We start from the raw sequence: 22,280 nt of genomic DNA, 5'->3' as shown, positions 1-22,280 counted from the left end.
TGCAATGAACGAAGATTTAATAACCTCTCAAGAATGTTATGCCGACAGTTTTATTTCAACGATTTTCGGCTATTTGCTTATAAACCGAAATACGCGTTTTGTTTCTTTACGCAACTGCGCTATTTCCGAGGAGGAAATAAACGAATCAATTGCCTATGCAAAGCAAATAAACGAAATAGGCAAAGAATATTTTACTATAAAAGATTTGGATATTTTTATTAACGAAAACTCGATAAACAAATTAAAGCCGTACTTAATTTCCGAGTTGGTACGCTTGATACCGCCGCAAGGGGAAATATACGAATTTCCTTCCGTAGCGTTTTTGGGCGATAAATATATATATGAAGAATATTCGGTTCAAAACACGGAAAATATCAAAAGCGAAATTTTCAATGCCTACATAAAACGGTACGTTACGCGCGAAGCCTACGCAACCGACACGTTGCGATTATTCAACGAGTTGGCGGAAAGTTTACTTAAAACGGAAATCAGAGTACCGAACACAATACAAACGATATATATACAAAATTTCCGAATTATATTACGCTTACAACTCAAATCATGGTGTAAGTTAATAAGAGCTTTAATAAACGGTATTATTAAGCCCGGCGACGACGTTACCCGTTATTTTGCCGATAAAAAGAATACGTTCGGAAATATAGATACCATAAACAATATGGAACATATTCCCTCTTTGATAGAAATAAAAAAGAGTAAAATAGTTGTTTCGGAGGCTTATTCGCAAAACAAAACGGCAATCCTGCCTTATCTTATAAATTCATTCGATTTTGTTTACTTTCCCAACGAACTGCACGAAACCTTAATAAATTCGTGTTATTCAGCCTGAAATTTCCTCGAAGCCGAGCACGGGCGAAGCGCAATCGCCGAGTTCGGACGAGGTGGCGGCGATAATACGCAAGCCGTGCTTTTGAGCGTAGAGAATTGCCTGTTCGCTTTCTTCGCCCTTTCCCACCGCCGCGGTATAGGCGCAGCCGCAGTCGAGCAGTGTTTTGTAGGCTTTGAGCGCGTGCTCTCCGCTCTCGCCGAGTTCTATAAGTTTGCTTACGGTGATATCGAGCACAGCCGCGCCGCCTATGAGCCAATCGCGGCAAAATTTGTCTATGCCGCCGCACATGAGAGCCGAGGCGGTGAGCAGATAGCCGCCGTTTCCGTTACGTATTTTTTCGTCCTCGCACTCGGAATTTTCTTCGCAAATCTGCAGGCGCGAAAGTTCTTTGGAGTCCGCGCGTTTGCCCGCAAACAAACTCTTAACGCCGCCGCACACAGTGAAAACGAGCCACAGCGCGGAGGACGACGAGAGCAGCAGTACAAGCCCCACGAGCAAGCCCGTGCCCGCGCAATACACATACGCAAAGCCTTTCGGCGACAAATCGGGATAGGCGGAAAGCATTCCGTACATGGCGAGAAAGCCGAGAGCCGCGCCGAGCGCGAACATAATGCTCCTCGTGATAATCAAAGTCTTTTTGGAATACTTTTTCATGCCTTTTCTCCGTTCTCCCGCCGTAACCGCCCGCCCGAAAACAACAGCGTTTCGCGTGCCGAAGCGTCTTGAAGAAACTTTTTCATCATACTGTATCTGAGCGCGATATAATCGTTTTCCACCATTCGTTTTACGGTGTATTGCTCGCCCACTATCACCACAAGCCGCTTTGCGCGGGTAACCGCGGTATACAAAAGGTTGCGCGTCATTATCATGGGATTGCCGCCGTACACGGGAATTATAACGGCGTCGAACTCGCTCCCTTGGCTCTTATGCACCGTTATGGCGTAGGCGGGCACAAGCTGATGCCTTACGTCGGCGGTGTAAGTAACGAACCTGCCGTCTTCGAACCTTACGTCTATTTCGCCCGACTGCGTTCGTATTTCGGCTATAACTCCGAGGTCGCCGTTAAAAACGCCCTCGCCGCTTTCGGCTATGCCGCCCGCGAACTTGCGCCACTCGAGGTTATAATTGTTGGCAACGTGCATTACTTTGTCGCCCTCTATATAGCGGTAGTCCTCGGTTTCGATATACGCGCCGCCCGCGTTAAGCCGCTTTTGCAACTGCTTGTTTACGTTCACCGAGCCTGCGACTCCGCTCTTTAGCGGGCACAGCACTTGCACCCTATACGGCTCCACGCCCAAAAATTTGGGGATACGCTCGGCGGCAAGCCCCACGGCGGCGTCGGCTATCTCCTGCGGAGTGCCTGCTCGAACAAAGAAAAAATCTTCGTTTTTACTGCCGAGCTCGGGCATTTTGCCCGCGTTTATGCGGTGCGCGTTTTCCACTATAAGACTCTCTCCGCTCTGCCTGTATATGCGTTCGAGCCGCACCACGGGCACTACTCCCGACGAAATAACGTCTTTGAGCACGTTTCCCGCGCCCACGCTGGGCAACTGGTCGGAGTCGCCCACGAGTATGAGCTTTACCGACGGCTGAATACGCTTGATTAGCGTGTTGAATAGGTAAACGTCCACCATGGAAAATTCGTCTACAATAACCGCGCCCGCGCTTACGGGTTCGTCCGAGCCGTCGCCCTCGCGCCCTATCATGAGCGCACGGTGTATGGTGCTCGCCTCTCTGCCGCAACTTTCGCTCATGCGCTTTGCCGCTCTGCCCGTGGGAGCCATGAGCGCGGTTTTAATTCCGCGCTTGTCGAGCACCGAAAGTATACATTTCACTATCGTGGTTTTGCCCGTGCCCGGTCCGCCGGTGATAACCGCAACGCTTCCGCCCGCCGCAAGCTCGATTGCCTTGCGCTGAGTTTCGTGCAGTTTGATGTTCTCTGCGCGTTCGAACTCGGCTATATCTTCCGAACAGTCGCGCTCGGTCATATCCCCCGACGAAAGCAAAGTAACGAGCTTTTGCGCCGCGCCGTATTCCGCCCTGTACGCCGACAACAGCATAACGGCGGTTTCGCCCTCGTCCGTTTCCACCGTTTTTACCGCCCGACTCACCGCGAGCGTATCGAGTGTGTTCTCTATGTTCTTTTCGTCCGCGCCCAAAAGCGCGGCAGCCTCGGATATGAGCGTGCCGTACGGCAAAAACGTGTTGCCCGATTTGTCCGCCGCTTCTTTAAGGGTATATAAAATTCCCGCGCGGAGTCGGTACTCGCTGTCGCGCTCCACGCCGAGTTTCGCGGCTATTTTGTCGGCTGTTATAAATCCTATGCCGTCTACGTCTTCCACAAGGCGATACGGGTTTTGCGTAAGCGCGTTCACGGTGTCGTCGCCGTAGCGTTTGAATATTTTGAGCGACGTTCCGAGCGGTATGCCGTGCCCCTGCAAAAACACCATTGCCTGCCGCATGTTTTCTATCTTGAGATAACTTTGCGCTATCTCGTCCGCCTTTTGCTTGCTTATGCCCTTTACAGACGCGAGCCTTTGCGGGTTTTGCGTAATCACGTTAAAAGTTTCTTTGCCGAACTTGTCCACTATGGCAAGCGCGGTTTTGGGCCCTATCCCCTTTATGAGTCCGCTTCCGAGATAGCGCACAATACCGTCGAGCGTGTCGGGGCGAACAGCTTGCACCGCCGTAACTTTGAACTGCTTTCCGAATTTGGGGTGCACGGTAAAATCGCCCTCGAGCGAGAGATACTCGCCCTCGGACACGGGAGGAAACGCCCCCACGCACACGAGCGGCTCGCCCTCGCAATCGAGCACGGCAATGGTATAACCGTTTTCTTCGTTTCGGAAACGTACTTCGTCTATCTCGCCCGAAATTATCATTTACAATATTATTTCTTTTAAGCGGGCGCGAATTTTGTCCGCCTTATCGGTGCGTTCCCAAGTCATATCGTTTTTGCCGAAATGCCCGCCTATGGTGGTAAAGCGGTATATAGGCTTTTTAAGTTCGAGGTTTTCTATTATGCTCAAGGGGCGGAAATCGAACAGTTCGTTTATTATATTTATAAGGTCTTCGTCCGAATATGCCGACGTTCCGAACGTGTTTATGGAAAGGCTTACGGGTCGCGCCTTGCCTATGGCGTATGCAACCTGAAGCTCCATTTTCTCCGCCGCGCCCGCCGCAACCATGTTTTTGCAAACGTAGCGGGCGTAGTAGCACGCGCTTCTATCCACCTTTGTGGGGTCTTTGCCCGAGAACGCGCCGCCGCCGTGCGGGCAAACGCCGCCGTAGGTATCAACTATTATCTTTCTGCCGGTAACGCCGCTGTCGCCCGCAGGTCCGCCTATAACGAACCTGCCCGTGGGATTTATGAAATATTTGGTTTTGGGCGTGACGTATTTTCCGCCTATCGTGGGCTTTATTATCTTTTCTATCACGTCCTCTTCCAAAGCGTCGTGCTCTACGTTTTCGTCGTGCTGTGTGGAAAGCACCACGGTATCAACGTACACGGGTTTGTTTCCGTCGTACGCAACCGTTACCTGCGCTTTGCCGTCGGGGCGCAGATACGGCAAATCTCCGTTCCTTCTCGCGTCGGAAAGGGCTTTGGTGAGTTTGTGCGCCAAAGTTATGGGAAGCGGCATAAGCTCTTCGGTTTCGCTCGTGGCGTAGCCGAACATCATGCCCTGGTCGCCCGCGCCCACCGTGTCGGCGGGGTCGCGGCTGTCGCGCCGCTTTTCGAGAGCTTCGGTTACTCCCGCGGATATATCGACGCTCTGCTCCTTTATGCTCGTTACCACCGCGCAGGTCTTGGAATCGAAGCCGAAATCGGCGTTATTGTAGCCGATATCGGAAACCGTGCGGCGCACAACGGCGGGGATATCTATGTAGCCGTTGGTTGTAAACTCGCCGAGCACCATAACAAGACCGGTGGTGCAACAAACCTCGCACGCAATGCGGCTCTCGGGGTCTTGTTCGAGCGCACAGTCCAAAATAGTGTCGGCTATGAGGTCGCACACTTTGTCGGGGTGTCCTTCGGTTACGCTCTCCGAGGTTATGAGTTTATACTTGGTTTCCATAAAAACAATTCTCTCCTTTTCCGATATATGATATCACTTTTATATATTTTCGTCAACAAATATTATCACGTGCGGACTTTTTAAGACAAGCCGTGCATATAGCTTTATTATGAGTTACGAAACCGTTTTATCTTATTTTATAGGCGCGCTTGCCGTGCTCTTCTGCGGCTGGCTGTTCTCTCTCAAAATCAAGGGTATTTTCCGCATTATGCTCAACACCGCCGCGGGCGCGTTTTTGCTCGTTATGCTCTCCGTGTTCACGCCGCTCGATATTCCGCTCAACCCGTTTAACGCGCTTATCGTAGGCATGCTCGGCATACCGGGAGCCGCGCTCGTGATAGCAATAGTTTTGTTTTTGTGACAGCCTCCGCCCTTCGCTTGACAACCGCGCCGCTTTTTGAGTATAATCGTTTTATACGATATAAATAAACGCAAAAAAAGCACTGTGCGCAAAAGGAGCATAAACGGTATGGCAAAGGCTAACGAATTCGTAAAAGAAATAGCCGATATTCACGAGAACTTCCCCCAATGGTACACCGACGTAGTTTTGAAAACAAAGCTCGTAGACTACGGACCGGTAAAAGGCACTATGGTGATACGCCCTTACGGTTACGCCGTTTGGGAAAACATACAGCGCGAGCTTGACAAGCGGTTTAAGGAAACGGGTCACGAAAACGCCTATTTCCCCATGCTTATCCCCTACGGCTTTTTAATGAAAGAAGCCGAGCACGTGGAGGGCTTTGCGCCCGAGGTTGCGCTCGTAACGCACGTGGGAGAAAACGAGCTTCCCGAAAAACTCGTTATACGCCCCACAAGCGAAACTATAATAGGCGATATGTACGCTAAGTGGATACAGTCTTACCGCGACTTGCCCGTGCTAATCAATCAGTGGGCGAACGTAGTGCGTTGGGAGAAAACCACCCGCCCGTTCTTGCGCACGAGCGAGTTTTTGTGGCAGGAAGGTCACACCGTGCACGCCTCGCCCGAAGAAGCCAAAGAAGAAACTATAAAGATGCTCAACGTGTACGACGAGTTCGCCAAAAACGTGCTCGCCATTCCCATGCTTACCGGCAAAAAGAGCGAGAAAGAAAAGTTTGCGGGCGCGGAAGCCACATACTCCATAGAAGCTATGATGCTCGACGGCAAGAGTTTGCAGGCGGGAACCTCCCACTACCTCACCGACAACTTTGCCCGCGCGTTCGATATAAAGTTCCTCGATAAAGACGGCGTTCTCAAGCACCCCCATCAATCGAGCTGGGGCGTTTCCACCCGCCTTATAGGCGCGGTGATAATGGCACACGGCGACGAACGCGGACTCAAGCTCCCGCCCCGCGTTGCGCCCGTTCAAGCCGTTATAATCCCCATTGCCGCGCACAAACCCGGCGTTACGGAAAAAGCCGAGGAACTCAAAACTCAACTCGCAAAAGCGGGCGTAAGAGTTAAACTCGACGATACCGACAACAGCCCCGGTTGGAAATTCAACGAATACGAAATGAAGGGCGTACCGCTCCGCATAGAGGTAGGCCCGCGCGACATAGAAAACGGCGTTGTAACAGTTTCTCGCAGAGATAAGGCGGGCGAAAAGTTCACCGTTTCCATAGATAACCTTGCCGACTCCGTGGCAAAACTTTTGGACGAGGTGCACGAAAGCATGTACGCCGCCGCGCTCGAATTCCGCAACAGTCACATAAAAACGGTGCAAACCATGGAAGAACTCGGCAACGCCGTGCAAAACCAAAATTTCGCGCTTTCCATGTGGTGCGGCGACAGAGCTTGCGAAGACAAGATAAAAGAAACGTATCAGGCTTCGAGCAGGAACATGCCGTTCGACCAATCCCCCGTCGGCGACAAATGCGTTTGTTGCGGCAAGAAAGCGAAACACAAAATATACTGGGGACGCGCATATTAAAAACCGAAAGCAAAAGGAACGCAAAGCGTTCCTTTTTTCAATTAAACCACTCTTCTCGCGTTTATGTAGTAGCCCCAACGGGTGGAAGAAATTGGTTCTATCACCGCGTGGTCGGAAGCGGTATGAAGTATTATGTTGTCACCGAGGTAAAGAGCCACATGACCTATGCGCTCAATTCCCGTTTTGTTTACGCGCGACGCGTTGGTGAAGAACAACAGGTCGCCTCTGCGAATATTTTGTTTGGATACCGCCGTGCCCTGCACGCTCTGTTCGCGAGAGGTCATCGCCAAGTTTACGTTTGCTCCGATTTTGAATATGTACTGCATGAGCGAGGAACAGTCGTAACTCAGTCCGTCGTAGTTTGTGTTTTTCACTCCGTTGCCCCAATGGTAACGCTGTGCGCCGAACACATAAGGCAATCCGAGAAGTTTTTTGCCCTCGTCTATCACTCTTTCGATAGTATCCGACCCGAGAGAAAAGCTCCTGTGTTCCACGTACTTTTCGGATACGTACCCTACCGTGTTTTTGTAGCGGATTTCGTACCACGAACCGGATTTTTTTACGGGCATCGCCATATCCGATTTATCGAGCGTTCCTATGGATTTGTATCCCGTGCCCGCGCCCGAACGTATATTCAATCCGTTTACCGTTGAAACCACGAGTTTGTCTAAATCGGGAATTTCGGGTTGCGGTGCCGGCGGCGTAACCGTGGGAACGTTCGGTTCTTCGGGCACGCTCGGCAGGTTTGCCGCGGGAGGATTTTGGGGAAGGTCGGGTTCGTCGGGATTTTCCGGCTCGGCGGGAATATCGGGAGTTTGAGGTTCGTCGGGAATAACGGGAGTAACTATATCGTCGGGAATTTTGTCGGGCATGTTCGTGCCGCTCGAAACGTCTTTGCATGCGGCAACGGGTAGGCTGAGAAACACACACATCATTACGCAAAGCAATTTGTTTTTCATGATGCGATTGTAACATATGAAAAGGGCGCGTGTCAATACCCGCGCCCTTTGGAAATATATGTATCTTATTCGCCCAGATAAAAGCCCAAACTGTTCAATTTACCGAACTGCAGGGCGAATTTGCGGGCGTATTGCTTGATAAGCGCACGTATTTCGGTTTTGTCGCAATCAAGCTCGGATAAGTTTCCCGCCTGCGCGGTTGCAACGCTTTTGCACAGTTCTCCCCTGCTTCCCTCGGGAAACGCCGCGCCCAATCCGTTTGAAACAAACGCCGCAATAAGCACGCGCAACACTATGATATCGGAGCGAGAACCACCCGCCGCAAGCTCGCCGAGTGCCGCCACGGTTTCGGCGTACATGCGCTTGTTTTCGGAAAGCACGCTTTTTTGCACCGCCTCGCACACAACGCACGCCGCCGCATACGCCTCGGGGTCGGACGATATGCCGAGCAACGACAGTTCGCCGAAAGTCGCGCCGCTCAAAATATGATATCCCGCTTTACCCGCGCACAAAAAGTAATCGCACGCCGAAAACAACTGCGCCGCAAACTTAAGTTTGTATTTGGGTTTGAGTGCGCCGCGGGCAAGCACGCTGTACACAAAACCGTCCTCGCAAAAAACAGCGAGCATTTTGTCGCTGTCTTTCCAAACGCGCGTACCCACGCAAATACCGCCGAGTTGTTTTTCTTCCATTCGTTTGCCCTTTTTTATGTGTAAATGTCATTGCGAGCGAACGCAGTGAGCGAAGCAATCCCTTACTTAAAGCCCGTCAGTCGAGCGGCGAGCGTTCCTCCCCGCCCGTCTCTATATCCCTGTAAAGCAGGTAATAAGCGGGCAAACCCGTTTGAGTAAACATCTGCCATGCTATGCCGGACGCGGGCGGCACGATTGCGGGAGCGATTATAACGTCGCGTTCTTCGTCTTCCATTGAATTCACGATATCTTACCTCCGCTTTTAGTATGGCTTTATAATATCGCGAATATGCGTGTTACGCGCCGCCGCAGCCTATATGCCGTAACCTATATCGTTGAGCACGTTTTGTTTGTTGCGCCAATCCTCGCGCACTTTCACGAACAGTTTTAAGAAAACTTTCGCGCCGAGCAGTTTTTCTATATCCTTACGCGCGCTCTCGCCTATGGTTTTGAGTTTGCCGCCCTTTTCGCCTATCACTATGGCTTTGTGGCTGTCCTTTTCGCAAATAACGTCGGCTTCTATTTCCGCCCTGCCGCCCGATACGGTCATTGTTTGAATACACACCCCTATGCCGTGCGGTATCTCGTCTTGCAAAAACAGCAACGCCTTTTCGCGGATTATCTCGCATATCATGTAGCGTTCGCTTTTGTCGGTGATATCGTCGGGCTCGAAATAGCACGCGCCCTCTTTTAGCTCGCTTTTGAGATAGCTTTTCAATAGGTCTATGTTTTTGCCCTTGCGGCAAGAGGTGGGAATTATTTCTTTTACCGCGTTGCGACTCGAGTCCGCCTTAGTAAGATATGAAAGTTTCTCGAGCACGGGATAAATCTTTTCGTACGGCGCGAGGTCGGTTTTGTTGAGCACCACGTACACGGGCACGGCGGAACGCAACCTGTTCTCTATAAACGCCGTGTCGGAATCGGTAATTCTCTTCGACGCGTCGAGCACTATGACAACCGCGTCCACGTCTTCGGCGGCGGACGATATGCACTTGTTCATGTAGTTATCCAGCCGAGTTTCGGACTTGTGCACGCCCGGCGTGTCGACGAAAATCATCTGCGAATTTTCGTCGGTTACTATGCCGAGAATTTTGTCGCGCGTGGTTTGCGCTTTTGGCGTTACTATGGATATCTTTTCGCCCACGAGCGCGTTCATAAGGCTCGATTTGCCCACGTTGGGTTTGCCGAGTATAGCTATAAATCCGCTTAACATTTTTCTATTCCCGCCTTAAACAGCACGTCTTCTTCCGCTTTGCGCATAGCAGCTTTGTCTTCGTCTTTTATGTGGTCGTATCCGAGCAAATGCAAAAGCCCGTGTAAAAACAAATAGCCCCGTTCTCGCTCCTCGCCGTGACCGTATTCTTCCGCCTGTTTTTTCGCAACCGAGTCGCATATCACTATGCTTCCGAGCGATACTCTCCCGCTCTCGGGATTTGTGTCGAGCGGGAAATTGCTTTGCGTAAAGCTCGCGTAACGCCCGCATTCGAGCGTTAGGAGCGGATAACTCAACACGTCGGTTACTTTATCAACGCCGCGCGTGCTCGCGTTAAGCTCGCGAATTCGGGCTTCGTCGCAAAAAACAAGCTCCGCTTCCGCACCGCCCTCGAGCGAAAAATAGTCGCTCGCCGCGTCGGCTATGCGCTCGAATATTCCTTCCGCGCCGCTAACAGATATAACGCCCATCAGCTCAACCCGCCGTACTTGATGCGCTTGTGGAACTGCCCGCCGTAGGCGGCGATTATGGTGCGGCGTATAACGTCGAGGTCGCGCAAAGTGATATCGCAGTCGTCGAACTGCCCCGCGTTTATTCTGTCCGAAATCAGCTTGCGCAAAAGGTTGTCTACGCGCTCGGCGTCGGGGTTGTCCATTGCGCGTATCGCCGCCTCGCCGCTGTCGCACAGCATTATTATAGCCGCGATTTTAGACACGGGAGTGTGCCCGTGATAGCTGTAGTCCTCTATGTTCACATCGCCGTCGGTGAGCTGTTTCGCCTTGTTATAAAACACGTAAATGGGCAAAGTGCCGTGGTGCTCTACCGTAACGTCCGACACCTCGGGCGGTATGCGGTATTCGTCGCACAGTTTTTTGCCCTCGGTGGAGTGACTGCGGATTATTTCCGCACTCACCTCGGGCAACAGTCCGTCGTGCGGGTTGCCGTCGGGTTGGTTCTCCTTAAAGTGCAACGGGTTCATGAGCTTGCCCACGTCGTGATAATAAGCGCAAGCACGCGCGAGATAGGGGTTCTCGCCTATCGCCGAGGCGCACACCTCGGCAAAGTTCGCCACGGCAAGGCTGTGTATGAACGTGCCCGGGGCTTCCTCTTTGAGCCGCTTTACGAGCGGAGCGTTGTGGTCGGTAAGTTCCACGAGCCGCATATCTGTAACGAGATTGAAAATCGCTTCGAATATGGGCTGAAGCACCACGGCGAGGAACACCTGCCCGAGCGTGCCGCCCGAAAGATAGGCGATATCGGCAAGGGTGAGCGTGTGCTCTCCGAACGCCGCAACCACCGCGAACACCGCCACAACCGACAGCACCGCCACTATAAGTCCTTTGATTATAAATCCGAAACGGCGCGTTTCGCCGCTGAGCCAGTAAGCAACTATAGTGCCCGCCGTGAGTCCTTGCGCGAATTTGGAAACTATGGTGTAGTAGTTTTCCGAGCCCGTCAAGCGGTTTTGCGTAAGCAGGATAAAGAGTATCAACACGTTTGTGAATATGTTGGCGCAAAAGGCGTCGCGCCCGTTAGACAACGCCGATATAACGAACGCCGCCAACATTGCGGGCATAAGGAACGAATTTATCGTTTCAAGGTACACGTTGGCTATTACGGTAAACGCCATAGCCGCATATATCGCGCCGAACTCGCGGCGATTTTCGAGCAACTTGCGGCGCGAGCACACAACGTACAAAAAGTGTCCCAAAAGTATTATCGCTATAACCGCCGAAAACAGCATATACGAGAGAACGGAGAAATCGTCTCTTATGTGTTCTATAAGGGCGAATTTCAAAACCGTTGCCGTAACTATCACCGCGGAGGCGGCGAAATAGATGCAAAACGCTCGCGCTATCGCGCCCCTTCGGGACTTTTTAGCCGATATTGCTTTGTCCATCTTCTTTAATTTCTCCTTTGTCGGCTTTTTCGTATGCCGTTACTATCTTTTGCACAAGCTCGTGGCGCACTACGTCGGTGCCGCCCAGCCGCACAATCGCTATTTTGTCTATGCCCGTTAACTTGTCGGCGGCGTCGAGCAGTCCGCTTTTGCGCCCCGCGGGCAGGTCTATCTGCGTCGAGTCGCCCTCAACAACCATCTTGCTTCCTTCGCCCAAACGCGTAAGAAACATTTTCATTTGCTCGGGCGTGGTGTTTTGCGCTTCGTCGAGTATCACAAACGCCGACTTGAGCGTTCTGCCGCGCATGTACGCAAGCGGAGCTATCTCGAGTATGCCTCGCTCGATTAGGCGCAAATAGCTTTCGCCCATAAACTCCTCGAGCGCGTCGTACAGCGGGCGCAAATAGGGGTCTACTTTCATCTGCAAGTCGCCGGGCAGATAGCCGAGCTTTTCGCCCGCCTCTATCGCGGGGCGCGTAAGAATTATCTTTTGCACCTCGCCGGCTCTGAGTGCGCTCACAGCCCGCGCAACCGCCAAAAAAGTCTTGCCCGTGCCCGCGGGTCCTATGGCTATAACCACGGTGTTTTCTTTAATGGCTTTAAGGTAACCGAGTTGACCGGGCGACTTTACCCGCACCTTTTTGCCGCGGTTCGTAACCGCCGCAACCGCTCCGTACACCTCGTCTATGTTGTCGGCTTGTCCGCTCTCAACGAGCGAAAGCGTGTGCGCCACAACTCTGCGGTCTATCTCCTCGCCCCTGCCCGCCAAAACGCCGAGCGCGTTTATCAGCCGCGCCGCCGTGTCAACTCCTTCACGCTCGCCGCTCAATGTAACGAAACCGTTCTCCAGCCCCACCGATACGCCGCATTCCTTTTCTATGAAACGCGCGTTTTCGTCAAGCTCGCCGAACAGCGACGCCACGTCCGCATTGAATTCGATTTGTTTGCTTACTTTAGCCGTAAATATTTTTCCTCTTTTATCTTTCTCATGTTTGGGATTGCTTCGGAAACAAGTTTCCTCGCAATGACATTAGAACCCAACTCCTCGCAATGACGGTTACGTTTTCCTGTCATTGCGAGCGAACGCAGTGAGCGTGGCAATCTCAGGCATGGAACATGTACAGTTACTGTACTTTCCTAATGCATGGGATTGCTTCGGAGCTTATGCTCCTCGCAATGACGGTTACGTGCCCCTGTCATTGCGAGCGAACGCAGTGAGCAGCCCAATCTCCCACTTGAGCACGTAGTGCGCAGACGTAGGTTATGCGCCGCCTGAAATTACCGTTTCGGCGGTAATAAATACGCTCACCCTGTACGTGCCGCCGCCGAGTTCGCGTACCGAGCGCGAAACCGTAAGCCCCGAAGACACGCGGCTGTGTATAAATTCCGACACAAACTCGTCTTCGACTCTTTGAGCAAGTTCTTCCGCGGGCACGGTAACTTTGCGCATTTCGGTTTGCGTAACGGTAACGCGCTTAATCGAAACGGGCAAAAACACGTTGAGCTTTTCGGTGCGTTCGGTTATGATTACGCCCGCGCCGCTCGGCGGCTTTTTGCCTACGGTAAGACCGAAAAACTCTATAAGAGCATACTCCTCGGTTTTAACCGCAGTTTGCTCGTAACGCTCCGTGGCAACCACAACGCTCTTTGTAAACGCCACTTTGCCGTAAACCGTGCCGCTCGCTCGCGAAGGTATCTTGTTGCCCTCCTCGTCCGTGCGGTACGCGCCTATGAGCGGCGCACCCGCAAACACGTGCCGGCCGGGCTCTACGAGCGCGGTGCCCTCGCGGGTTACTATGCGCGTAACGGTGGCGTCGTACTCCGATAAAATATCGGTATCGGAGTAAGCGAGCGGAGGAGAAACGGGTTCGCTCTCGAACACCTCCACGCAAACCGTTGCTCCCACAAGGCTGACGGAAGCGAGCTTTACGCCCTCTATGCTCCGCACCGCGCTTTCAAGCTCTCCCGAATCGAAATTCGAAAGCCTTTTCCCAACGGCTATATTGTGCTCGCGCAACACGTTTTCTATCACTTTATCGGGAACTGCGGCGTTCCCCGTGATTTCCACGCGCCAAACGTACAGTCGCGAAAACGCCGCAAGCGTGCAAAACACCGCAAGCGCAACGATAAGACCGAGGCGCGAAAGCAGTTTTTTGCCTATAGCCGCGTACCGCGAAAAACCCTGTACTTTATAATTATAGCACAGTTCTTGCAAAATAGCAAAAGTTTTCGATAGGTCTTTTTTACGTACCGAAAACTCGAATTCGCGGTACTCTGCGCCGCTCGCAAAATCGAATATCTCTATATTTTTGCCCGCGAGCGCGTCGAGTAAACGCGTTCGGTTAAATCCTTCGGCTTTTATGCGCACGGTGTTGGGTTTCATTGCTTTTCACCGCCGTTTTGCTTTTCGAGAGCTTTGGAGGTGTACACCGCAAATATCTCGCCGCGCACAGTTACGCTTCCGCCGCATATATCCGCCACGTTTAGCGATTTTCCGCTCACGTACAGCACGCCGCCCGCCACCGAAAAAGCGGTTTCGTTTTCGTCTATGCGCAAAATACGCTTTACGCCCTCTATATAAACCGCTTCGCCGTTGTAAACTATGTAATTGTAACCGAGAGCAAGCCGCGCTTCGTCGAACCCGAGCGCACTTGCCATTTCACCGAAAAAACTCATACTCTATTGTATGGTTTCGGTTAGGGTTGTATGCCATTCCTTTATATGGGATGAGAAAGGAATAGGGGCTTTACCCGTTCCATGCAAGAGATTGCCGCGGGCATAAATGCCCTCGCAATGACACGGGGACAACATTGTCACTGCGAGCGTAGCGAAGCAATCCCATTCATGAGAAAGCAATAGGGGCTTTACCTGTTCCATGCAAGAGATTGCCACGGGCACTGCGTGCCCTCGCAATGACACGGGAAACTCTCAGTATCCGTCGAAAGGGTTGCCCGTCTTTTTTATGTCTATGAATATATCTTCGTCGTTTTTGGTTTCGTAATCCATGCCGAACACGGCTATTTTCATGCGCTTAACCTGCGGCACGAACGGATACTTTTTCTCGAAATGTTTCACAATCACGATTAACAAAACGCACAGCGCGATTATCGCGAATATTACGGTGAGATAAGCCCAAAGCGGTTTGGTCCAAAACGTGTAATCGGACTTAGAGGCGCGAGCCGCCGTCATGGTATCGGCAAAGCCGCTCGAAAGCATGCTCTCTATAATAAGCGTGGCGGTATCGCTCCCCTGCTCAGCGTATTTCGGGCGTTCGGCTTTGAGATTTGTGTATGTGTCTTGTTCCGTGCCGCCAATGTTGACCGTGCCGCTCATTTCGAGGTCGGAAAGATTGAAGCCGCCGTAATAGCCGCTGAAGAATTTAATCGCGGGAATATCCTTTTGGAAAAAGGGCGCTTGGTCGCCGAACATTCCGAAATGCGCGTAATGCACGTCCTCTATATACACGCCCTCTATTATGGGCATGTTTGCGGGAAGCGTGCCGAACGCAAGCCCGCACGAGTCCGCAACGTTGCGCAAAAAGTTCTCGTGCTCCGTTTTGGTTTCGTCCGAATACATATACATGTTTTCGCCGCCCAAACGGTCTATATCGAACATAACGAGGGTGTCGAGTCGGTCGTTTGCCGAAAGATATTTGTTAACGTAAACCGAAGCTCCGTATGAGTTGTACGCGCCGCAACCGAAGAACACAAACGATATATCGAAATCGATTTTTGCCGAAAGCTCGGCTTCGTTCGCCGCAACGTAGTCTATAACGCTCATGAGCGTTGCCACACCCGTTGCGCTCTCGAACGCGCCCGTCGCCTTTTGCTTTAAGGAGCTTTCGTCGTAAGGACCGTAACTACCGTCGTAACTCGCGCCGATTATTACCTGCTTGCCTTTGCCGTTGGGATTTTCCCAAACGATTTCCACGTTTTGCGAGGCGTAATCCTGCCCGCTTATTTTAAGCTCGAATTCCGTTTCGGAAAGCACGGTTACGCCGAGCGCGGAATACTCCGAGCCGTTGGCATACTTTTCGTACAGCCTTTCCGCGGCTTTTCGCTCCGACTCGCTCGTGGATTTGCGATTGCCCACGTTGCCGTCGGGTTCGCCCGCGCTCACGCCCAAAAATTCCTCTATGTTTTTAGTTATATCTTCGCTGCTCACAAGCGTTTTCTTCTCGCTTGCGCCGCCGCCCGTAAAGCTTCCGCCGCACCCGCAAAGCACGAATGCCGCCAAAACGAAAACCGAAAGTATCGCAACAAACTTTTTCATTACAGCAACACCCCCGTAACAAGACCGAATACGGTGAGTATTGCTTCCACTATAAGATAAGTGCCGCCCACGCTCAAGAGCATCGCGCCCCAGCGGGTGTTGGGCACGTATCTGCGCGCGCAATACCACAAATACAGGCAGAAAAACGCTGTAGTGATTACGAAATCTATTATTATGTTTCCCCACACAGTAACGAGCGGAGAAACGTAGTACACGAATTTAACCGCGCCTATTATCAAATTTGCCGCTATAAAGAAAAACCGGAGAGCGTATTTCATTTCGTCGGACGCTCCGCCGTTCTTCGCGGCAACGAAACGCGCCGCAAACGCCGTTACAACCTCGTATACGATAAGCGGAATAATTCCTCCGAGCAAAATCGCTACGATATCGTTGAATATCCAAGCGGGTTGCCCGAGCTCGGGATATGTATAAGACATATACGCGAGCATGCCGCGCGACGGTTGCCACTGCGCAAACCCGAACGACAAAAAGAGCAAAAGTATCACCACATACTTATTGATTTTTTTCTTGTCTATAAAATCCAAATTTTTCACCTCTCCTTTCTCATGGATGGGATTGCCACGCTCGTTTAACTCGCTCGCAATGACGTTTGGGTCTACAGCATGAGATTGTCATTGCGAGGAGTCCGCAGGACGACGCGGCAATCTCTGACACAAAACCCGTGATATTACATTGCAAGCGCACGAAGCACGGTAAGCTCGAGCGCGACTTTATCGGTTATTCTGCCCGACTTAATATCGAAGTCGGTTTCCTGCAAGCCGTCGCAAATCTTCTTAAGTTTTTTTGGCGTGAACTTTCCCGCCTGCTCTTTGCCTTTGCGAACGGCGAACTCCTTTACTCCGAGGTCGGCGGGCATGCGGTCGTACTGCGGCGTTATAGCCGTGTAAAGCAGTCTGCGGAAATGCGAATAAAGCATTCCTATGAGCATTACCGGCGAAGCTCCGCTTTCGGTAAGACTTTTGAGCACAACGGCGGCTTTCTTACTGTCGCGAGCCGCCACAGCCTCGCTTAGCGCGAATATCTTGAAATCCAGCGTGGGCGCGGTAAGCGCGGCAACGTCGTCTTCGCTTATAACTCCGTCTAAGCGGTACGAGCACAGTTTGCCGAGTTCCGCCGACACGCGCGACATATCGCCCGCGCAGTAATCTATGAGCATTTGAGCCGCGCTCTCGGTTATGCTCGAGCCGTACTCGCGCGACCTTACCGCTATCCAGCTGAGCACCGTTCGCCTGTCGAGTTTGGAGCAGTCAACTATGGCGAGCTTGCTCATAAGTTTCGACATGTTGTTTTCGGGCTTTTCGGAACAAAACACGAGCACGGTGCTCGGGCAGGGATTGTCGAGATATTTATGTAATGCTGTCATATCGGTTTTGGCAAACTCGGTAACTATGACCACCCTTCTGTCGCCGCCGAGCGGCAAACCCTCGCAAGCCTCCGCTATCGCAACCGCGGACTGCGGCGCAACCATTTCGCCGAGATTAAAGTCGGGCACGGGCTCGGCGAGCGCACGGAAAAGTTTGAGCGCAGACTGCGTCAAAAATGCGTCTTCGCCGGTTACGTAATAAGCGGATTTAATATCCTCAGTGCGCAAATGTTTTTTTAATTCGCTGAAAAGCAATTTCTCCGTCTCCCGTTGCCTTTAATTGTAACCCATTGCAAAAAATTTTGCAAACGTTTTGGCGGCGTTTTCGGAGTCTTGCGGTTTATTCACAAAGGTTTTCCGCAATTTTCGCGTTATCGCTACAATAAATTCGTAGCTCCGGGGTAAACGTCTTGCATTAAGTCGGATATATACCGTTGCGCCTGCCTAAGGCTCACCATGGCGTCGCTGTGCTCGTTCTGCCGCGCGAATTCCCCGAGCGCGGTTATTCGCTCGTCGGCGTTTCTCACCACGGTGTGATTGCCGAACATGAGAACGAGTCGGCGACCGCTCTCCCAATGTTTTTCGAGTTTGCGCACCGTTTCGAGATTTTCTTCGCAGTCGAGCGAGTCGGCATACACGGTGAAACTGCTCTCGATTTCGCCGAGTATGCTCACCGTTTCTTTGTAAAAGTTGGTCGTAGCCACTATTTCCCAAACGGCAAATCCCATCATTACCGCAAAAAATCCGAGTATGATTAACAGCTTTTTCACCAGTTTTCACCGCCCTTTATGGAAATTTTCTGCGTAAAACATTTCTTGTATTTGGGGCTTACGTATAGCGTGCCGTCCTGCCGAACGTCGGTATACAGCACCTCTTTGGGATTTTTAATGCCGTTTTTGAGAAAAACCTCGGTTATCTTTTGTTCCGTTGCGCCCGCAAGCTCGAGATTTTCTTTATCGAACTTGCCGTCCACGAGTAGGCTCAGCGGCAAATACGCGGGTTTGGGTTGGGTGGGGTCGCACTCCTTTTCCACAACGCAGACTTTGCCGTTGGTTTCGAATATGGCGTACTCTATATCGGCAAAATCCATGTAACCGCTGCTGCGCACCGCTTCGATAAGGTCGTTTACGTTCACGTTCATCTTCTTGAGATTTTCGTAGTTTATCCCGTTTTTGTCTATGGCGATAACGCTCCTGCCGCTTATTATCTTGCGTGCGAGTATGCTCTTTCTCGCAAGCACGCTGAGCACGAGGTGCAACACGCCGAGCGTGATTATGGGCACTATGCCGTAGTAAAAAGGAATATACGGGTCGTTCATGGGTATGCAAGCAACCTCGGCTATAATAAAGGTGATTACAAGCTCGAACGGCTGCATTTCACCGAGCTGGCGTTTGCCCATAAGCCGCACCACTATGAGTACCAAAAAGAAAGTGATGAGAGATTTGATAAAAACTACCAACATAATATCGGTAGTTTGCGTATCTTTCCCGTAAATATTACAATAAGCGTTAAAACGCTTTTACAATCCCGCCTCGGTGCGGAAAAACTTGTTTATGGCTCGGGCGTTGTTGTTCGCCGCTTTATGTACAAACTCGTAAAAACTTTCCACCGCTTCTTCGTCGCCGTTATCTGATATTGCACGCATGGCAAGATACGGCACTTTGTAGAGCGCGCACACCTGCGCAATTGCCGCGCTCTCCATTTCGCACGATATCGCGCCGAACTCTGCGTTCAAAGAGCCGGCAACCGCGTTGTCGGCAATGAATTTGTCGCCGCTTGCTATTATGCCCTTGTGATAAGGGATATTTTCGGCGGAGAGAGCGCGCTCCATTTTTTCAAGCATGTATGTATCGCCGTCGAAAAATTCGCTGTCGAACCCTTCAATCTGCCCTTTGCGTTTTCCGTCGGCGGTTGCGTCGAAATCATGCTGAACGGTGCGCGTGCCGAGCACCACGTCGCCGCGCTTAATTCCCTTGCCTATGCCGCCGGCAACGCCTGTGTTTATTACTCGGTTTACGCCGCCTATTACCGAAAGCGCCGCGCTCGTAGCCGCCGCGGAATTCACCTTGCCTATGCCGCAACGGCACAGCAGTATTTCCTCTTTGTACAGTTTGCCGCCATACACGGTAAACGCGCCCGCCTTAAGCTCGCGCCTGTCTTTCATTGCGGCGTATATGCCGTCGATTTCCTCGTCGAGCGCGCCCATTATCAAAGTTTTCAAATCGTTTCTCCGTTATACGTTTTCGGGCTTTACTATGAGCCTGTTGCATTTGCCGCGCATTATGCGCTCCGCTTTGCGCTTCATCACGTCTTGCGGAACGGTGGGATAAATAGGCTCGGCAACGTCAATTATAAAGCGCGGAAATTTGTATTTCTTGCCTTTGGGGTTATACGCCACAAATCTGAGCGTTACGGGAACGAGCGGCACGCGATTTTCGAACGCGAACCTAAACGCGCCGTCTTTGAAAGGTCGGATATCGTCGCACAGTTCCACCAAACTGCCCTCGGGGCAAATGTGCAACAGTCCGCCGTCGCGCAACAGCTCGCCCATTTCGGCAAAACATCTCTTCTTTTGGTCGCGGTCGTCGGGTATGGGCACACCGCCGCTGTTTTGTATAAAGAAACGCACCGACAAATCCATATTGCGCGAAAGCGTGAGCCAGTGCACCGGTCGCATTCCGAACACGAACGTGGATATCATCTGAATATCGAGCGGGTGAATATGGTTAGACACAATCACCGCGCCCCTTCGTTTGAGAGCCGCCACGTTTTGTTTGCCTATAACTTTTACTCTGTGAAAGCATTTCAGGTATGCGCGTAAAAACACGTTAGACACTGCCCTGTGCATAAATTTCAACAGTCTAAACGACCTGTCTTTGTTATAGTATTTATAAGTTGTGTAATCTACCGAATGCTTTTTGGTTTTCAATTTGCAAACGTATTCTTGCTTTTGCTCGGACTGCGTTTGCTCGTTATTTTCTTGCATGACCTTCCCCTTACAACCTGCGCATCGAATATGCACAGTTAAGTTTAGTATAACACCTTATACATGCTTTGGCAATAGAAAAGCGAACATTTCATGAAAATTTCATACTAATTCTTTACAATTGCGCCGTTTATGCGGTATACTTATCTTATGGAGCGCAAAAAGAAAAAAGAACTCATTGTTTTGGCGAGCGTTGCGGGCGGGCTTATTGTCACGCTTATTCTCCTTATGTGGATACGCACGCTCTCGTCTTCTTTTTCCGATTTCGTGTGCCGCTACGTTTCCCGACCGTGGATTTTTATTATAGGGCACATAACTTCGGCGTTGCCTTTTTCACTCTTCGAGTTCTGCGTGATAGCCGTTATAATCGCCGCGATTGCGCTGTTCGTGCTCATGATAAAATCGCTTATTCGCAATAAGTGCGCGGCTGTGCTCAAATGGATGTGCGTAACCGTGATATGCGCCCTTTCGGTGTTTAATTTCTATACTCTCACGGTGGGATTTCCCTACTACCGCCCCGCCGCGCCGGTGCCGCAAAGTCAAACCGAGTACGAGCCGCAAGACGTAACCGAAATGGTGCGCTGTTTTGCGAACGACTACAACGCGCTCGCCCTGAAATTCGAACGCGACTCCGCGGGCAACGTGATTTCGCCCTACTCCGTGCGCGAGCTAAGCGAAAAACTGCAAAACGAATACAAGCGGCTGGACGGCGAATATTTTTACTCCTACACCCCAAAAGCCAAAGGCTTAATAAACAGTTGGTTTTTAACGCTCAACAACATTTCGGGCATAACTTTCGTGCCGCTCGGCGAACCCACGGTTAACAAAGATATTCCGCCCAGCGATATAGCGCAAACCATGGCGCACGAAATGGCGCACGCCAAAGGCGTTATGCGCGAGGGCGAAGCCAATTTCGTAGCGTATTACATACTGCTTTCGTCGGACGACGACTACCTCAGATATTGCGGGTATTTCTCTTGCTTTTCCGCACTGCTCCCCGCCGTGAACGCAAACTCGAGCATAAAGACCGACTACGAGGAAATAAGAAAGAGCCTCGCGCCGCAAATACTCACCGAGCAACGCAACGCCTTTAAGTTTTGGAACGACAAATCGGCGCAACCCGGTTTTGCCGGTTGGCTCAACCGCACCTTTGAAAAGATAGGCGGTTTTATAAACGACCTGTTCTTAAAGAGCAACGGCGCGGAAAACGGAAGCGGCAGCTACACCGACAAAGTAACCGACGGTTCGGTATCGGACACGGGTCAAACCAATCCCGACACCGGAGAAATAATATACGACGTGAAATACTCGAGCGTACAAAAAATGTTTTTCGCAATATACGAAATGCGCTGATTGCCGTCATTGCAAGGGCATTTATTGATAACCTTGTCCTTAGCCGAGCGCACTGTCATTGCGAGGGCTTTGCCCGACGCGGCAATCTCATACGGCAGAATATATGTCATTGCGAGGGTGCTTGCACCCGTGGCAATCTCAGTCATGGAACAAGTGTTGTTTGTTTTCTCATGCAGGAGATTGCTTCGCTACGCTCGCAATGACGGGTAAACATTGTCCTTAGCCGAGCGCACTGTCATTGCGAGGGCACTGTGTGCCCGCGGCAATCTCAGTCATGGAACAAGTGTTGTTTGTTTTCTCATGCAGGGGATTGCTTCGGAAACAAGTTTCCTCGCAATGACGGGCGGTCACAATGTCATTGCGAGGGCACTGTGTGCCCGCGGCAATCTCATACGGCAGAATATATGTCATTGCGAGGGTGCTTGCACCCGCGGCAATCTCATACCAAATCATAAAACACAAAAAAAGAGGACTGTCGCGGTTAACAGACAGTCCTCTTTACTTAAGCACACTTACGAAATAAATTTCTTGCAAACCAAATTGACACTCGGTTGGGCTTAAACAACTTTATCTTTCCCCAACCTCTCTTCTTGAAGTATACTCGCTCTATTCGCGAGTTCCTTAAAAGGAGGTGATCCAGCCGCACCTTCCGATACGGCTACCTTGTTACGACTTCACCCCAGTCATCG

23 protein-coding genes and 1 rRNA gene are annotated in these 22,280 nt (G+C 51.3%); 4 read left to right on the top strand and 20 right to left on the bottom strand.

Going from position 1 to position 22,280, the window contains the following annotated elements:
- Positions 1-4: 4 nt before the first annotated feature.
- Positions 5-847, top strand: coding sequence for a hypothetical protein (locus NFR55_RS07340; RefSeq protein ID WP_251547818.1), 843 nt, complete (start codon positions 5-7; stop codon positions 845-847).
- Here the strand turns inward: NFR55_RS07340 and NFR55_RS07335 are convergent.
- Genes NFR55_RS07335 through metK form a run of 3 tightly spaced genes read right to left on the bottom strand, consistent with a single transcriptional unit; the run spans position 839 to position 4,923 of the window.
- A complete protein-coding gene (locus NFR55_RS07335) occupies positions 839-1,501 on the bottom strand; it encodes a hypothetical protein (protein ID WP_251547815.1) in 663 nt (220 codons plus the stop codon). The genes NFR55_RS07340 and NFR55_RS07335 overlap by 9 nt on opposite strands.
- The gene (gene recD2, locus NFR55_RS07330) at positions 1,498-3,729 is read right to left on the bottom strand and encodes an SF1B family DNA helicase RecD2 (protein WP_251547813.1); all 2,232 of its coding nucleotides are present in this window, start codon (positions 3,727-3,729) and stop codon (positions 1,498-1,500) included. Before recD2 ends, NFR55_RS07335 begins: the two co-directional genes overlap by 4 nt.
- Positions 3,730-4,923 carry a methionine adenosyltransferase gene (gene metK / locus NFR55_RS07325; RefSeq protein WP_251547811.1) on the bottom strand — a complete coding sequence of 398 codons (1,194 nt, stop codon included), beginning with the start codon at positions 4,921-4,923 and terminating at the stop codon, positions 3,730-3,732.
- A gap of 109 nt (positions 4,924-5,032) precedes the next feature.
- On the opposite strand from metK, the gene NFR55_RS07320 reads away from it, so the two are divergent.
- Together NFR55_RS07320 and proS are read left to right on the top strand one after the other, a co-directional pair.
- Positions 5,033-5,284 carry a pro-sigmaK processing inhibitor BofA family protein gene (locus tag NFR55_RS07320; protein ID WP_251547809.1) on the top strand — a complete coding sequence of 84 codons (252 nt, stop codon included), beginning with the start codon at positions 5,033-5,035 and terminating at the stop codon, positions 5,282-5,284.
- 108 nt (positions 5,285-5,392) lie between these two features.
- Entirely contained in the window at positions 5,393-6,832 is a 1,440-nt protein-coding gene (proS, locus tag NFR55_RS07315) for a proline--tRNA ligase (RefSeq protein WP_251547807.1), read from the top strand.
- 41 nt (positions 6,833-6,873) lie between these two features.
- On the opposite strand, the gene NFR55_RS07310 is transcribed toward proS, so the two are convergent.
- The 16 genes from NFR55_RS07310 to NFR55_RS07235 form a co-directional block, all read right to left on the bottom strand.
- Positions 6,874-7,791: a C40 family peptidase gene (locus NFR55_RS07310; protein ID WP_251547805.1), complete on the bottom strand. Its 918-nt coding sequence runs from the start codon at positions 7,789-7,791 to the stop codon at positions 6,874-6,876.
- 65 nt (positions 7,792-7,856) lie between these two features.
- Entirely contained in the window at positions 7,857-8,483 is a 627-nt protein-coding gene (gene recO, locus NFR55_RS07305; RefSeq protein ID WP_251547803.1) for a DNA repair protein RecO, read from the bottom strand.
- A gap of 76 nt (positions 8,484-8,559) precedes the next feature.
- Positions 8,560-8,727: a hypothetical protein gene (locus NFR55_RS07300; protein ID WP_251547801.1), complete on the bottom strand. Its 168-nt coding sequence runs from the start codon at positions 8,725-8,727 to the stop codon at positions 8,560-8,562.
- Positions 8,728-8,796: 69 nt separating this feature from the next.
- A complete protein-coding gene (era, locus tag NFR55_RS07295; RefSeq protein ID WP_251547799.1) occupies positions 8,797-9,696 on the bottom strand; it encodes a GTPase Era in 900 nt (299 codons plus the stop codon).
- Positions 9,690-10,166, bottom strand: a complete 477-nt coding sequence (ybeY, locus tag NFR55_RS07290) for an rRNA maturation RNase YbeY (protein ID WP_251547797.1) — start codon at positions 10,164-10,166, stop codon at positions 9,690-9,692. The genes era and ybeY overlap by 7 nt, the downstream gene beginning before the upstream one ends.
- Positions 10,166-11,596 carry an HDIG domain-containing metalloprotein gene (locus tag NFR55_RS07285; protein WP_251547795.1) on the bottom strand — a complete coding sequence of 477 codons (1,431 nt, stop codon included), beginning with the start codon at positions 11,594-11,596 and terminating at the stop codon, positions 10,166-10,168. The genes ybeY and NFR55_RS07285 overlap by 1 nt, the downstream gene beginning before the upstream one ends.
- On the bottom strand, positions 11,574-12,518 hold the full coding sequence (locus NFR55_RS07280) for a PhoH family protein (RefSeq protein ID WP_251547793.1): 945 nt from the start codon (positions 12,516-12,518) through the stop codon (positions 11,574-11,576). Before NFR55_RS07280 ends, NFR55_RS07285 begins: the two co-directional genes overlap by 23 nt.
- A 339-nt stretch (positions 12,519-12,857) precedes the next feature.
- A complete protein-coding gene (locus NFR55_RS07275; RefSeq protein WP_251547791.1) occupies positions 12,858-13,979 on the bottom strand; it encodes a sporulation protein YqfD in 1,122 nt (373 codons plus the stop codon).
- Positions 13,976-14,272: a YabP/YqfC family sporulation protein gene (locus NFR55_RS07270; protein WP_251547789.1), complete on the bottom strand. Its 297-nt coding sequence runs from the start codon at positions 14,270-14,272 to the stop codon at positions 13,976-13,978. Before NFR55_RS07270 ends, NFR55_RS07275 begins: the two co-directional genes overlap by 4 nt.
- 252 nt (positions 14,273-14,524) lie before the next feature.
- Positions 14,525-15,868 (bottom strand): M28 family peptidase, encoded by a 1,344-nt coding sequence (locus NFR55_RS07265; RefSeq protein ID WP_251547787.1) that lies wholly within the window; start codon positions 15,866-15,868, stop codon positions 14,525-14,527.
- Positions 15,868-16,422, bottom strand: a complete 555-nt coding sequence (locus tag NFR55_RS07260) for a hypothetical protein (RefSeq protein ID WP_251547785.1) — start codon at positions 16,420-16,422, stop codon at positions 15,868-15,870. Before NFR55_RS07260 ends, NFR55_RS07265 begins: the two co-directional genes overlap by 1 nt.
- 134 nt (positions 16,423-16,556) lie before the next feature.
- Positions 16,557-17,507, bottom strand: coding sequence for a DNA polymerase III subunit delta (holA, locus tag NFR55_RS07255; protein ID WP_251547783.1), 951 nt, complete (start codon positions 17,505-17,507; stop codon positions 16,557-16,559).
- A gap of 122 nt (positions 17,508-17,629) precedes the next feature.
- Entirely contained in the window at positions 17,630-18,022 is a 393-nt protein-coding gene (locus NFR55_RS07250) for a DUF4363 family protein (RefSeq protein ID WP_251547781.1), read from the bottom strand.
- The gene (locus NFR55_RS07245) at positions 18,019-18,714 is read right to left on the bottom strand and encodes a DUF421 domain-containing protein (protein ID WP_251547779.1); all 696 of its coding nucleotides are present in this window, start codon (positions 18,712-18,714) and stop codon (positions 18,019-18,021) included. The genes NFR55_RS07250 and NFR55_RS07245 overlap by 4 nt, the downstream gene beginning before the upstream one ends.
- Positions 18,715-18,771: 57 nt before the next feature.
- Positions 18,772-19,473, bottom strand: coding sequence for a 5'-methylthioadenosine/adenosylhomocysteine nucleosidase (locus NFR55_RS07240; protein ID WP_251547777.1), 702 nt, complete (start codon positions 19,471-19,473; stop codon positions 18,772-18,774).
- Between the two features lie 12 nt (positions 19,474-19,485).
- Positions 19,486-20,238: a lysophospholipid acyltransferase family protein gene (locus NFR55_RS07235; RefSeq protein WP_251547775.1), complete on the bottom strand. Its 753-nt coding sequence runs from the start codon at positions 20,236-20,238 to the stop codon at positions 19,486-19,488.
- Positions 20,239-20,370: 132 nt separating this feature from the next.
- Between NFR55_RS07235 and NFR55_RS07230 the strand changes: the two genes are divergently transcribed.
- A complete protein-coding gene (locus tag NFR55_RS07230) occupies positions 20,371-21,591 on the top strand; it encodes a DUF3810 family protein (protein ID WP_251547773.1) in 1,221 nt (406 codons plus the stop codon).
- A gap of 624 nt (positions 21,592-22,215) precedes the next feature.
- On the opposite strand, the gene NFR55_RS07225 is transcribed toward NFR55_RS07230, so the two are convergent.
- Positions 22,216-22,280, bottom strand: a 16S ribosomal RNA gene (locus NFR55_RS07225); the annotation flags it as partial.

This window comes from Pumilibacter intestinalis (genome assembly GCF_943193005.1).
GTDB lineage: Bacteria > Bacillota > Clostridia > Christensenellales > Pumilibacteraceae > Pumilibacter > Pumilibacter intestinalis.
This window is presented reverse-complemented; position numbering and strand designations above follow the sequence as displayed.

What these genes read in the sequence shown, in the direction of transcription:
- NFR55_RS07340 (WP_251547818.1), top strand. Translation starts at nt 5, where the DNA reads ATGAACGAAGATTTAATAACCTCTCAAGAATGTTATGCCGACAGTTTT.
- NFR55_RS07335 (WP_251547815.1), bottom strand. Translation starts at nt 1,501, where the DNA reads ATGAAAAAGTATTCCAAAAAGACTTTGATTATCACGAGGAGCATTATG.
- recD2 (WP_251547813.1), bottom strand. Translation starts at nt 3,729, where the DNA reads ATGATAATTTCGGGCGAGATAGACGAAGTACGTTTCCGAAACGAAGAA.
- metK (WP_251547811.1), bottom strand. Translation starts at nt 4,923, where the DNA reads ATGGAAACCAAGTATAAACTCATAACCTCGGAGAGCGTAACCGAAGGA.
- NFR55_RS07320 (WP_251547809.1), top strand. Translation starts at nt 5,033, where the DNA reads ATGAGTTACGAAACCGTTTTATCTTATTTTATAGGCGCGCTTGCCGTG.
- proS (WP_251547807.1), top strand. Translation starts at nt 5,393, where the DNA reads ATGGCAAAGGCTAACGAATTCGTAAAAGAAATAGCCGATATTCACGAG.
- NFR55_RS07310 (WP_251547805.1), bottom strand. Translation starts at nt 7,791, where the DNA reads ATGAAAAACAAATTGCTTTGCGTAATGATGTGTGTGTTTCTCAGCCTA.
- recO (WP_251547803.1), bottom strand. Translation starts at nt 8,483, where the DNA reads ATGGAAGAAAAACAACTCGGCGGTATTTGCGTGGGTACGCGCGTTTGG.
- era (WP_251547799.1), bottom strand. Translation starts at nt 9,696, where the DNA reads ATGTTAAGCGGATTTATAGCTATACTCGGCAAACCCAACGTGGGCAAA.
- ybeY (WP_251547797.1), bottom strand. Translation starts at nt 10,166, where the DNA reads ATGGGCGTTATATCTGTTAGCGGCGCGGAAGGAATATTCGAGCGCATA.
- NFR55_RS07285 (WP_251547795.1), bottom strand. Translation starts at nt 11,596, where the DNA reads ATGGACAAAGCAATATCGGCTAAAAAGTCCCGAAGGGGCGCGATAGCG.
- NFR55_RS07275 (WP_251547791.1), bottom strand. Translation starts at nt 13,979, where the DNA reads ATGAAACCCAACACCGTGCGCATAAAAGCCGAAGGATTTAACCGAACG.
- NFR55_RS07270 (WP_251547789.1), bottom strand. Translation starts at nt 14,272, where the DNA reads ATGAGTTTTTTCGGTGAAATGGCAAGTGCGCTCGGGTTCGACGAAGCG.
- NFR55_RS07265 (WP_251547787.1), bottom strand. Translation starts at nt 15,868, where the DNA reads ATGAAAAAGTTTGTTGCGATACTTTCGGTTTTCGTTTTGGCGGCATTC.
- NFR55_RS07245 (WP_251547779.1), bottom strand. Translation starts at nt 18,714, where the DNA reads ATGTTGGTAGTTTTTATCAAATCTCTCATCACTTTCTTTTTGGTACTC.
- NFR55_RS07235 (WP_251547775.1), bottom strand. Translation starts at nt 20,238, where the DNA reads ATGCAAGAAAATAACGAGCAAACGCAGTCCGAGCAAAAGCAAGAATAC.
- NFR55_RS07230 (WP_251547773.1), top strand. Translation starts at nt 20,371, where the DNA reads ATGCGGTATACTTATCTTATGGAGCGCAAAAAGAAAAAAGAACTCATT.